This is a genomic window from Rothia sp. HMSC065D02 (assembly GCF_001815285.1).
Classification (GTDB): domain Bacteria; phylum Actinomycetota; class Actinomycetes; order Actinomycetales; family Micrococcaceae; genus Rothia; species Rothia dentocariosa.
The window spans coordinates 29,051-41,381 of the sequence record NZ_KV820092.1; the positions used below are offsets into that span (position 1 = coordinate 29,051).

8 protein-coding genes are annotated in these 12,331 nt (G+C 56.0%); 3 read left to right on the forward strand and 5 right to left on the reverse strand.

The genetic code is table 11. The annotated features are described in order from the left end of the window. Window positions 1-71: 71 nt before the first annotated feature. The 3 genes from HMPREF3016_RS07720 to HMPREF3016_RS07730 form a co-directional block, all read right to left on the reverse strand. Window positions 72-1,328: a P-loop NTPase gene (locus tag HMPREF3016_RS07720; RefSeq protein WP_050749218.1), complete on the reverse strand. Its 1,257-nt coding sequence runs from the start codon at window positions 1,326-1,328 to the stop codon at window positions 72-74. A 183-nt stretch (window positions 1,329-1,511) separates the two neighbouring features. Continuing rightward, window positions 1,512-2,303 (reverse strand): DUF1003 domain-containing protein, encoded by a 792-nt coding sequence (locus tag HMPREF3016_RS07725; RefSeq protein WP_004005114.1) that lies wholly within the window; start codon window positions 2,301-2,303, stop codon window positions 1,512-1,514. After that, window positions 2,296-3,624 carry a magnesium transporter MgtE N-terminal domain-containing protein gene (locus HMPREF3016_RS07730; protein ID WP_004005110.1) on the reverse strand — a complete coding sequence of 443 codons (1,329 nt, stop codon included), beginning with the start codon at window positions 3,622-3,624 and terminating at the stop codon, window positions 2,296-2,298. Before HMPREF3016_RS07730 ends, HMPREF3016_RS07725 begins: the two co-directional genes overlap by 8 nt. A gap of 184 nt (window positions 3,625-3,808) precedes the next feature. Between HMPREF3016_RS07730 and HMPREF3016_RS07735 the strand changes: the two genes are divergently transcribed. Further along, window positions 3,809-4,816, forward strand: coding sequence for a hypothetical protein (locus HMPREF3016_RS07735; protein ID WP_070741490.1), 1,008 nt, complete (start codon window positions 3,809-3,811; stop codon window positions 4,814-4,816). Between the two features lie 95 nt (window positions 4,817-4,911). Here the strand turns inward: HMPREF3016_RS07735 and HMPREF3016_RS07740 are convergent, their stop codons facing one another. Then, complete coding sequence (locus HMPREF3016_RS07740) at window positions 4,912-6,441, reverse strand: aminopeptidase P family protein (protein WP_004005107.1); 1,530 nt, start codon at window positions 6,439-6,441, stop codon at window positions 4,912-4,914. Window positions 6,442-6,567: 126 nt separating this feature from the next. Between HMPREF3016_RS07740 and HMPREF3016_RS07745 the strand changes: the two genes are divergently transcribed. Beyond that, on the forward strand, window positions 6,568-7,431 hold the full coding sequence (locus HMPREF3016_RS07745; protein ID WP_070741493.1) for a PHP domain-containing protein: 864 nt from the start codon (window positions 6,568-6,570) through the stop codon (window positions 7,429-7,431). Window positions 7,432-7,652: 221 nt separating this feature from the next. Beyond that, window positions 7,653-10,988: a type ISP restriction/modification enzyme gene (locus HMPREF3016_RS07750; protein ID WP_070741496.1), complete on the forward strand. Its 3,336-nt coding sequence runs from the start codon at window positions 7,653-7,655 to the stop codon at window positions 10,986-10,988. 94 nt (window positions 10,989-11,082) lie between these two features. Here HMPREF3016_RS07750 and HMPREF3016_RS07755 read toward each other — a convergent pair whose 3' ends face one another. After that, window positions 11,083-12,324, reverse strand: a complete 1,242-nt coding sequence (locus tag HMPREF3016_RS07755) for a DNA-methyltransferase (RefSeq protein WP_246828517.1) — start codon at window positions 12,322-12,324, stop codon at window positions 11,083-11,085. Window positions 12,325-12,331 lie beyond the last annotated feature (7 nt).

Below are 12,331 nucleotides of genomic sequence, written 5' to 3' on the forward strand. Positions count from 1 at the left end.
CGAGAATACGAATCTCGATGCCCAGCATACTTATATTCTTGTGAGCTCTTCTGCGAGCTATCCGAGAAACTCTACACGATTAGCGACAGCGGCTTGCCCGCCAGGGAATCCTTGCGGTGCAAAAGCTGTGCAGCAATATTCTTAATTTCTATAGAAGTTGCTGACTCCGGGTAGCCCCACACCACGGGCATACCCTCATCACCGCCGGTACGCAGGGCAACATCAAGAGGAACCGAACCGAGCAGCGGCACCGAATAGTCCAGCGCCTCGGTCAGACGTTTCGCCAGATGTTCGCCGCCGCCTGAACCGAACATCTCTAACACAGTGCCGTCAGGTAGAGTCATCGCCGCCATATTCTCGATTACGCCCACCACCTTTTGCTGTGTCTGCAGGCTGAGGGTACCGGCACGTTCGGCGACATCCACCGCCGCATGCTGCGGGGTGGAGACCAGAATCAACTCGGCGTTGGGAAGCAGCTGTGCCATTGAGATCGCAATATCGCCAGTACCCGGGGGAAGATCAAGCAGCAGAACATCGAGCGCGCCAAAGTGGACGTCAAGAATGAACTGTTCAAGCGCCCGGTGCAGCATCGGCCCGCGCCAGGCGACGGGCTGATTATCTTTGAGAAACATGCCAATCGAAATAACTTTCACAAAACCGCCGGATGCGCCAGCCGCCAACTCGTGCCCGCCCGTATCGTCTTTACCCCGTACCGAGGCAGGAACGTCTACGGTCGGGGGAATAATGAGGTCATCCAGTCGGGTGGGGGCTTCCGTAATGCCCATGAGTCCCGGGATCGAGAAGCCGTGCACATCCGCGTCGATAATGCCGACGGCAAGACCCCGCGAAGCAAACGCCGCCGCGAGATTTGCGGTCATGGAGGATTTCCCCACGCCTCCCTTACCGGAAACCACCCCGAAGATGCGGGTGAGCGATCCGGGCGCGGTAAAGGGATTGGTGCGTTCGGGCTTGAGCCGGGATTTGAGGGCGCCGCGCTGTTCGGAGTTCATAGCACCAAGCTCAAGCTGCACGCGATCGATACCGGTGACGGCGGCAGCCGCCTCGCGCACTTGGGCGTCGATTGTGTTCTTGAGCGGGCATCCCTCAATGGTCAGCAGAACTTTCACCTGGGCATAGTGCCGCTGCGGGTTGTCTTCTTCGGCGAGAACCCGGGCATATTCCACCATGCCAAGTTCGGTGATAGGACGGCGCAACTCGGGGTCTTCCACTCGCGCGAGCGCCGCCCAGAGCGCATCCTCCAGGGGATTATCGGGCGCCGGTTCGTTTTCGCGGGAACGATCGTGCGGTGTGGCGTTAGGGCTACTCATGGTATCTCCTCAGCGCGTTCATAAGAGGGTATATATCGTCGCGGTGACGATGCCGCACCGGGCGATAAAAACACCGCCGCGTAGATGGTTGGCTGCGGTGCTACTATCATGCGCGTTTGCGCATTATTTGTCTAGGCTGGTGTTCTGCGAGCTTAAGAGCTTAACTGGGTTGCAGAACACGCTTTAGGATGTGGGTCGTTCGCCTTTATGCGCCGTTGGTGCCTTGGTGTCAGGAGAATTTTCGGTATTAGCAGTGTGACTCTCAGCCTCGGCGTTTTCTTCCCCGTCCGCATCTTCAAGTTCTTCGATATCGTCGCCAATATCCTGCAGCTGTTCGGCTTGGCGTTCCTGCTCTTCTTGAATAGATTTCAGCTCTTCCAAAATATCCCGAAGCTCGCTGCGTACGAAGTCGCGGGTAGCAACCTCGCGCAGGGCGATGCGCAGCGAAGCGATCTCGCGCGTCAAATACTGTGTCTCCTCAAGGTTTTGCTGATCGCGTTTGCGGTCCTCGGAGGCAACCACGCGGTCGCGGTCATCCTGCCGGTTCTGCGCCAACAGCAGCAGGGGAGCGGCGTAGGATGCCTGCAATGAGAGCATCAGAGTGAGCAAGGTGAAGTTGAGGCTTCGCGGGTCGAACTGCAGCTCTTCGGGGGCAAGCGTATTCCAGCCCAGCCACACTCCACAGAAGACGGTCATCCACAGCAAAAATTGAGGTGTACCCATGTACCGGGCGAACGCCTCAGTCATACGTCCGAAAGCGTCCGGGTTCGGGTTGTACGCAAAAAGCTTGTTCTTGCGCTCTGCCGGGGTGCTCAGTTGAGACTCAGCGCGGTTACCGCTCCTGCTGGTTTCCCGGGTGTCGCGGCTGCGTTCGGCGTATTTCTTTTCGAGACGGTCTTTGAGGATGCGCGCTTTATCGATCCTCGGATTTTCCTCGTGCTTCAGGTTTTCGTTGCGGCGGTTCTGATCAGACAAAGCGTCGCCCTACCTTTCGTACGGGGGTTCCGTCGTCGAATGTGCGCCAGTCTTCGGGCAGGAGCGCATCGAGTACGTCGTCAATCGTGACCGCACCGACCAGGCGGTGAGATTCGTTCACGATGGGGATAATGGTCAAGTCGTAGGCGGCGAGTACGCGCGCTAATTCCGCAAGACTTGCCTGGTCAGAGACCGGTTCGGTGTCTGTGTCTAGAATGTGGCCAATCGATTCGCTCGGCGGCACCCGCAAAAGCTGCTGCATATGCACCAGCCCCAAATATTTGCCGGTCGGCGTTTCGAGGGGCGGCCGGGCCACCAAAACCGCGGCAGCCATCGCGGGCGAGATTTCTTCGGCGCGAATATGCGCCAGCGCCTCGGCAACTGTGGCTTCGGGGGAGAGGATAATCGGTACCGGGTTCATGAGCGAACCGGCGGTGCCCTCGTCATATTCGAGCAGGCGGCGCACATCGTCTGCCTCATCCGGTTCCATGAGTTCGAGCAGCTTTTCACGCTGCACGTCGTCAAGCTCGATCAGAAGGTCGGCGGCATCATCCGGTTCCATCTCTTCGAGCACCTGCGCGGCGCGTTCGTCTGCTAGGTAGGAAAGAATTTGTACCTGGTCCTCTTCGGGCAGCTCTTGAAGCACGTCCGCCAGGCGCTCATCCTGAAGCTCCGCCGCGATTTCGACCATGCGTTTATCGTTCATCTCGTGGATCGCATCGGCAAGGTCGGCAGGTTTAGAATTTTCGTGGTTCGCCACGAAAGCGGTTGCGGCCTGCGGCTCCAGCTCGGTGGAGAGCATCGCCTGGTCCCAGTCCACCACCAGGGTTTCTTTGGAGCGGCGGCGCCACCCGCTGGAACTGCTCACACGGGATACGAAAAGTTCGGTAACGCCCCAATCACCGTTGCGGCGCTGTTCAATGGCGACGTCTTCGATCACGGCATCCCCGCTGCCGTCGAGCAGGCGCACACGGCGGTCGAAAAGTTCGCCCACAACCAGAGTCTCGGAGTTGCGCTGTTCAAAGCGGCGCAGATTCACGAGCCCGGTTGAAATAATTTGTGAGGCGTCGATGCTGCGCACACGAGTCATTGGCATGAAGACACGCTTTTTGCCGAGCACCTCAATAATGATGCCCACGACCACGGGTTCGCTGCCTTTGCGCAGGTGAGCACCAGCCGCCAGCGCCGCGCCAAAACCGCGCTTGAGTACGACTACATCACGCAGGCGACCGAGGCGATCACCGAAGGGGTCGAAGACATCAAGACCGAGCAGGCGGGCGATATAAATTTTGCTGGGGGCGCTGAATTTAGTATTGCTCACTCTATCTAGGGTACGCTGTGAACCCCGAATACGCACTTCACCAGTGCTTTAGGCATGCTGCGAGTCATGACCGGTGTGGGGCTGCAGGCCCTAACCGATGCGCAAAATTTTTCTATGCGTGGGGAACTAAGCCCATCGCAAATATCCCGCCGCCTGCAGGCCCTCTGCCGGTAAAATATAGGGCATGACTCAGATGCCTCCCAATATGCCACCGTCTTCTTATTTAGCGTCTCGCCTGGCGCAGGCTAACGGGCAGCTTATGCCTCAGGGTGAACCCGTGGCAGCCTTTAGCCGCCGTGAAGAAGCCTTCGCCGCTTTTGATGTGCTTGCCGCCGCGAACTACCCTATCACTGCGCTTTACCTGGTGAACGAAGGACTCAAACAGGTCGAATACCCCACCCAGCAGGGGTACGGCCGTCCGCTTCTGGTCGCTCTTATCCAGGGTATTCTTGCGGGCCTGTTCTACTCAGCGTTAGTTTCCACCGCGGGCACGAACTTCTGGGCTGCCGCCTCGTCAGCCGTGCCGATCGCCGTTGCGGTCTTTGTCGTCTGGAAAATTTTTGAGCTTCGCCGCGGCGGTTCCGGTCGCTACCCGATGCGCGGCGAGGCAGTCCCGGAACGCACCATAGTCTACGCCCTGAGTGATTATTCTTCGGAGGCGCGGCGCATCCTCTCGGCGAACCCGCTGTTTCAGAAGGCGGTAGCTTCGGCATCCTCGGGAACGCCGAGTGCAGGTACCGGCTTGCCCCATGCCGCCAGCCCCTATGTCTCTTATACACCAACGTCTGCCGGTGAATCTTCGCAGGCTCCGAGCACCCCGTCGACTGTGACGGATCAGCAAGGTGGCTACACCGAAAACCGCGATAGCGCTGCCAAGAACCCGAATCCCGAGCAAGCGGATGCGGGCGGACAACAGGGTACAGCGGCACAGGAGATTCCGTGGCAAAGCCCAGCCGGTGGGGATTCCCAAGCGACACAAGCCGCTGCATCACAGACTGCCAAGCAGCAAACCCAGTCCGACGATTCTTCTGAGCAGTCTTCGCCCGCCGCCGACACCCGCGAGCACAAGTCTCAGACGCAAGCGGCACAGCGGTTCGGTCTGCGCATTGACGATCCGGAAGAATACGCCAAAACTATCCGGCAGGCCCCAACTCGTGAGACTCCTAAGCCCAAGGGAGTCAAGGAAGACTAGCGTCCAACGCCACAGAGGCATCTGACACAACGGAAAAGTCCCCGCAGCCAGTACTGTACTGATTGCGGGGACTTTCCGTCTGTGAAAGTAAGAGACTACTGGGCGAGCTTCGCCATCCACGCTTCAATCTCTTCAACCGTGCGGGGCAGTGCCGCCGAGAGGTTTACATTGCCGTCCTCGGTGCACAGCACGTCATCTTCCAAGCGGATACCGATGCCGCGGTACTCCTCAGGAACAGACAAGTCCTCATCCTTGAAGTACAGCGCGGGTTCAATCGTGAAGACCATGCCCGGCTCCAAAGTTGCGCCGGTGTACAGCTCCGCCTTCGCCTGCGCGCAGTCGTGCACATCCAAACCCAAATGGTGGCTGGTGCCGTGCGGCATCCACCGGCGATGCTGACCACCCTCAACCGTCAAAGAAACCTCAGCCGAAACGGGCAGCAGTCCCCACTCCTCCAGACGATGCGCCAGCACCTCCATCGCGGCATCGTGAATCTCATGGAACTTACGACCCGGCACAGCGACCTTGAACGCTGCATCCGCAGCATCCAACACCGCGTTATAGACCTTCGCCTGAACCTCGGTGAACTTGCCGTTCACCGGGAACGTGCGGGTTACATCGGCGGTGTACAGGGTATCGTCCTCAACACCGGCATCCAGCAGCAGCAGCTTGCCCTCATCCACGGTGCCGTTATTGCGAATCCAGTGCAGAATCGTCGCGTTATTCCCGCACGCCGCAATCGTGTCATAGCCCAGGTCGTTGCCGTCGGTACGTGCCACCGAGAAAAACGCTGTCTCCACCACGCGCTCACCACGATGATGCGCCACCGCCTTCGGAAGCTCACGCACGACCTCCTCGAAGCCCTTAACCGTCATATCAACCGAACGCTGCAGGTTCTCAACCTCGATTTCATCCTTAATCAGGCGGGCCTCAGAGAGCGCCACCGTCAGCTCGGAATCGAGCTTATCGGATTCCTCCAGCGCAACGCCCGTGTTATACCGGGAAGTATCAACCAGCGCATCAATGGAAGGATCAACTTCACGCACCAGTCGAATACGCACCCCGCCCAACGCCTGAGCCCCGGCGTTCTTCGTGATCGCAACTTCAAGCTCCGAAAGGTCCTTCGTCCGCACACCGTAACGCTCTGAAAACTCCTTGAGCGTGGGGCGCGGACCAACCCAGAACTCGCCGTAGCGCGCATCCGCATAAAACTGTGTGGTATCACGGCCAGCTAACGGGCGGAAATACAGGGTAACCTCATGGTTCGAGCCGTTATCGCCGGTGCCCTCGTCCACAGGTTCAAAGACCAGCACGGCGTCAGCCTCATGATCAACACCCAACCCAGTCTGGTGCGCGAACGCCGAATGCGGGCGGAAACGGTAATCGCAATCGTTCGAGCGAACCTTCAGCGGTCCTGCGGGCAGAACCAGACGCTCACCCGGGAACTTTTGGGAAATCTTCTTACGACGTTGCGCCGCAAAATCGGCAACGCGTTCGCGGGTATAGCCATCATCGGCAGCGGGCTCCCAGTTTGATGCGATGAACTCCTGAAAAGCTGATGCTTTGGGGGTATCGCGGTGATCTGTTGTTGGAGCTCCGGTGCTCTTCTTCGTATTTTCAGTCATAGTTGTATTCTATCCCACGCGCCGCGAGAAATCGCCGGTATACCGCCGCTATTTTCCGCGGGAAATCGCCTTGAGCAAGGCGCTATCGCGGGTGAGGCGAACGTAGGGTGCGCTAGAGTTAGAACTATGACCGAACGTTACGATCTGCATATTCACTCCGCAATTTCTGATGGTACTCAGCCGCTTATCGAATTAATTCCGCTTATTCGTAAGGCGGGACTGACAGGATTCGCGCTTACCGACCATGACACCGCGTGCGGATGGTCGCAGGCGGCCGAGCTGGCGGGGGAGTACGGGCTGGATTTTCTGCCCGGTGCCGAGTTTTCGTGCCGGTACACGTACTGCGATGAGCAGGGACGAGAGCGTACTAAGAGCGTGCATCTGCTGGCCTACGGGTATGACCCGCAATCCTCCGAGTTGGCGCGGCGAGTTGAGGAAATTCGGCGCTCGCGTGCGGGGCGGGCACGGCGCATCGTTGAGCTGCTATCCGCAGACTACCCGCTCACCTGGGAGCATGTGCAGGAACAGACGGATGAAGAGAATGCATCGGTGGGGCGCCCCCATATTGCAGATGCGCTGATTGCCGCCGGAATCGTCGCCAGCCGTGAGGAGGCGTTCGGTCGTATTCTTTATGCGGGCTCACCCTACTATGTGCCGCAAGAGAGCATGGACCCACTGGAGGCGACCCGGCTGGTGCTCGCGGCGGGTGGCGTGCCGGTGGTGGCGCATCCGATGAGTGAAAATCGTGGGCCTGCGCTGCCGCTTGAATACCTGGGGCAGATGGCGGATGCGGGCCTCGCCGGGATCGAGGTCTACCATCGCGAAAATTCTGAGCCGAACCGTGCGCGTCTGCTGGAATTTGCGCGCGATCGCGAGCTTTTGGTGACAGGTTCCAGCGACTACCACGGCGCGGGCAAACCAAACCAGCTGGGGGAGAATACCACTGCCCGCGAAACTGTTGAGGCGATCCGCGCCCAGATTCGCAGCTAAAGCTCTCCGCCGACAACTAAAGTAATCACTGTAAGTCGTACACTTTGCCGCATATCGTACGGTTAAACCCTACGAAGATGCAGCAAAGTGTACGGGTTTTACCCTACCTGGGAATATATTTGACCTTGTGCGCAAAGTTGAAAGAGACAGTCCTGTAGACTAAAACAGGCATGCGCTCTTACAAAAGAGCGTTCTATAACCCCATACCGAAAGTAAGTAACGTGTTGGATTTCGACAATTTGGTGGTCGAATTTGGCAAGGATGTGAAGAAAAACCTAGAGGGAAACGAAGGCGAGCCTGAGGCCCAACTGACCACCCCGGTTTCTCACTTCCTTAAAGGCTTCGGCGACTTGCACAATCTCAGCGTTACTCTCGTCCGCGAAACCTCTATCACGGTCGCGGATGGGGGTAACAAAAAATCTGGTACAGTCCGCCCGGACTTTGGCATCAAGGTCAATGGCCTACTTGTTGGTCACGTTGAGCTGAAAGCTCCCTCAAAGAGCATTGACCCAGCAACTTTTACTAAGAAAAGTCATGAATATAAACAGTGGCAGAAACTTAAGAACCTGCCAAACCTGCTCTATACCAATGGTCGTGAGTGGAGACTCTACCGGTATGGTGAATTGGTACCGGTCACGACTGATGGTCGTGAAAGTGAAATCGCCTATATTCACACTTCCGATTTTGTAAAACATAAGGGACCGTTTACCGCGACCCCATCATTACAGAGTATTTTACAAAGCTTTTTATTCTGGGAGCCTAACCCCATCACTAGCGCGGATAAACTAGTGAAAACCTTGGCACCTTTAGCCGTCTTGCTACGGGAAGAGATTCTGTTGGGTTTAACCGCGCAGAAGAAAGTCCATGAAGCCGCTAAAAAGAGGGCAAAAGACCAAGGGTACGATGAACCCGTACCGCCTTCACTCATCGGACTACGCACCGATTGGCGTGAGACTTTATCTCCAGGTGCTACTGATGAGGAATTCGCCGATAGTTTCGCGCAGACTGTGGTCTTTGCACTTGTTGTAGCTATTTCGGAAGGCCTAGAACTCGACATTAATACCCTGCACTATATGGCGAACAGGTTAAAGTCCAATCATGGACTGCTGGGTAATGCACTGAATCTGCTCACAGACCACCTTGATGAAGACAGCGCCTTACACAATGTACTTGCGATTATTGTACGAGTGCTTTCGGTAACCTCGTGGGAACATATTTCGGGCGGTAAAGCAGATGTTTATCTGCATCTATATGAGCACTTTTTGAGTATCTATGACCCGGAGCAGCGCAAGAAAACTGGCAGTTACTACACCCCAGTCGAAGTTGTCGATCAAATGGTTCGACTCACCGATCAGGCATTACGCCAGTATCTTAATAAACCTCACGGGTTTGCCGATAAAGGGGTTTCAGTGATCGACCCGGCGATGGGTACCGGAACCTATCCTTTGGCTGTTTTGCGTGCGGTCGCTTATGACGAGAACCTTGACCCCGGCGACCGTTCAGATGCCCTGACCCGTCTAGCAAAAAACCTCTATGGTTTTGAGCTGCAATCTGGTCCTTTTTCGGTAGCAGAGCTTCGTATCTCAGAAACTTTGCGTGAACTGGGAGGTGAACTGCCCGAGGAGGGGCTGAACCTTTATGTCACGAATACATTGGGTAACCCAACGGCGCGCAATCGCCCGATGACAGGGAATACTCTGCGCCTGTTGGCCGATCAATCGAATCGTGCGAATAGGGTGAAACGTGAAGTACCTATTCAAGTGTGCATTGGTAATCCGCCGTATAAAGATAAAGCGGAAGGAAAAGGCGGATGGATAGAAGATGGTGGCTCATCTGAAAAACCGCTGTTAGATGATTTTCGTGCTGCTGGAATGGGGAAATATGAGTATGTTCTCAAGAACCTCTACGTCTATTTTTGGCGTTGGGCGTTCTGGAAGGTTTTTGAGAACTCACGGCGCGATTTCGAAGATACACTCAACCGTGCAGGTGTAGTCTGTTTCATTACTGCTGACGGGTACTTGAGCGGTCCCGGCTTCTCGGGTATGCGCGAATATATTCGCCGTAAATCTAGCCGAGGGTGGATTATTAACGTGACTCCGGAAGGTAAACGTCCCCCGCAGAAGAATGCTGTCTTTGCGATTGAAACTCCGGTCACTATCGCGCTTTTTGTGCGAGAGCCGGATACTGACGAAAATACTCCGGCTGACCTAAAATATATTGCTTTGCACGGTACCTTCCAGCAGAAAATGGAGGCACTAGCGAAACTAGATCTGCGCTCTCCTGAATTTGCTGATGTGCGTTCGGGTTGGAGCGATAAATTTATGCCAATAACTGTGAGCGACTGGGATAGCTATCCTGAACTTCCTGATTTTTATGCCAGCCGATTCCCCGGCGTGAAGCCGAATAAAACCTGGGTTTATGCGCCGTCAGAGTCGGTTCTGCAAGAACGCTGGCATGAGCTGGTTGAAGGTAATGATTTAGATATACGCGCTGAAAGGTTTAAGGAGACACGAGACACTGGAATAACAGTGGGGAAGAAACCGCTTCCAGGACATGACACATATCAGGGAAGCCAAGAAAGCTTAAATGAACAAATTATTCGCGACCCATTTCCCACAGTTCCAGATATAGTTTCAGTAGGTTATAGATCATTTGGTAGGCAGTACCTTATAGCTGACTCCCGGATGATCCATATGCCTTCACCACGTCTGTGGGAGCATCGTGTGCCGGATCAAATCTTTATTGTGGAGCAACATGCACGGAATCCTCAAGAAGGACCAGGGCTATATTTTAGCGCGCTTATCCCCGATATGAATGCTTTCAATAATCGTGGCGGCCGAGCACATCCTGTCCTGAACACCGTTGGCAAGCCTAACCTCACGAGCGAAGCAGAACGTTTACTTACCGCGCGCTTTGGCGAACACACCCCCGCAGAGCTGGTGTACTACCTAGCAGGGATTACAGGGCACCCGGGCTATGTACGTACTTTCGACGCCGAACTGCAACAGGCTGGTATTCGTGTTCCTCTGACCGTAGATCCCGACTTGTGGTTTCGCGCGGTACAGCTGGGTAAGTACGTGGTGTGGCTGCATACTTACGGTGAACGAGGTGAGCCACTTCCTGGTATGACTCGGGTGACTGATAAACCGACTGACGGACTGTACTCCATGCCTGTGTACGAAAAGAGTATGGGTGGGGCTATGCCCGAGAAGAAACCCACCTTTACACTGGGTGAAGATGACATTCACGGTGAAATAACTTTTGGTGCCAGCCGGTGGAGCAACGTTGAAAAAGCGGTTTTCGATTACACGGTGGGAGGTCAGCAGACTATCGGTCTTTGGGCTAAGTACCGCTTGAAGAAACCTATCGGTCGTAAGAGCTCACCTCTTGACGATATCGTGCAACAGAGCTGGCCGAGTGAATGGACCACAGAATTCAAGGAACTTCTGTGCGTCCTCACCCACCTGGTGCATTTGGAACCAGCACAGGAAAAACTACTTGCCGATATCCTTGCGGGCGACCTTATCCCACGTGACGAGCTCGCCGCCGACAACTAAAGTAATCACTGTAAGTCGTACACTTTGCCGCATATCGTACGGTTAAACCCTACGAAGATGCAGCAAAGTGTACGGCATACGCCGGGTCAGTCCGCTATGAAGACGCCGCCGTCTCCTTGACCTGTTTCCGCTTCTTCGTCAGCTCGTGGCGTTTGCGGTCTTTACGCAGTTTTTCGCGGGCCTGGGCGCGCAGCTCGCGTTCCAAAACATCGGTCGAAGGATGCCGCACAAACTGGCTGTGCGCCCCGTCAATAGGCTTCACACGCTCCCGAATCTTCTCACTCTGCGCCGCCAGCGCGCGCCGCGATGCCGCCGTGAGCGCATCCCGAGAGGTACCCCCGCGAACCCCCACGTGACGATGCGGAGTAAAAAGCACCGCCGCACCGCGCGGCACACCGCGGTAGTCGGCAAACGATTCGGCATCCACGTTCAGGCGTTTCGCCATAACCTCAATCGCGGGCGGGTTCTGATCCACGCACACGAACCTGCGCCCCAGAGCCGCCGCAGCCGCACCGGTGGTACCGGAACCAGCGAAGAAATCCAGCACCCAGTCGCCCGGGCGTGATGAAGCAGCAATCATCCGCTTGAGCAGACCCAGCGGCTTTTGCGTGGGGTACCCGGTCTTTTCCTTACCCGTGGGCGAAACGATCGTATGCCACCACACATCGGTGGGGAGTTTTCCGCGCGCCGCTTTCTCTTCGGTCACCAGACCGGGTGCCATATAGGGTTCGCGGTCTACCGCATCCGCATTGAAGTAGTATTCCTGCGGGTTCTTAACGTACATCAAGATATTGTCGTGCTTAGTGGGCCAGCGCTTTGTCGATTTTGCGCCGTAGTCGTAGGCCCAAATGATCTCGTTGATAAAACAATCGCGCCCAAAAATCATGTCGCACATGACCTTGGCGTAGTGAACTTCACGCCAATCGAGGTGCAGGTAGAGGGTGCCATCCTCTGTGAGCAGACGGTGAGCCTGCCTAATACGCGGCTCTAAGAACGCCCAGTAGTCCTCAAAAGCATCGTGATAACTCGCAAGGGTTTGCAGGGCACTCGTGTAGCTTTTGCCCTGAAAACCGGTACGATTACCGTTACCTTTACCCTGTTCTTCGCCGTCTGCAGCGGGGGCGGTTTTGAGGGTACGCCGAGTTTGAGTTTTGCCGGTATTAAACGGCGGATCAATGTAGATCACAGTGAACGAGGCACTTGGCAGCTCGCTCAGATACGCCAGATTATCGGCCTGAACCACCAGCGATGAACCATTCGGATCGAAAACTGGAACATCGCCGGTGCCCGACCGTTTGGGCACAGATGTATCGGCGGAGGATACTGCTTCGCTCACTCGCTAT

Coding starts and splice junctions, on each gene's coding strand:
- HMPREF3016_RS07720 (WP_050749218.1), bottom strand. CDS start 1,328: ATGAGTAGCCCTAACGCCACACCGCACGATCGTTCCCGCGAAAACGAA.
- HMPREF3016_RS07735 (WP_070741490.1), top strand. CDS start 3,809: ATGACTCAGATGCCTCCCAATATGCCACCGTCTTCTTATTTAGCGTCT.
- HMPREF3016_RS07740 (WP_004005107.1), bottom strand. CDS start 6,441: ATGACTGAAAATACGAAGAAGAGCACCGGAGCTCCAACAACAGATCAC.
- HMPREF3016_RS07745 (WP_070741493.1), top strand. CDS start 6,568: ATGACCGAACGTTACGATCTGCATATTCACTCCGCAATTTCTGATGGT.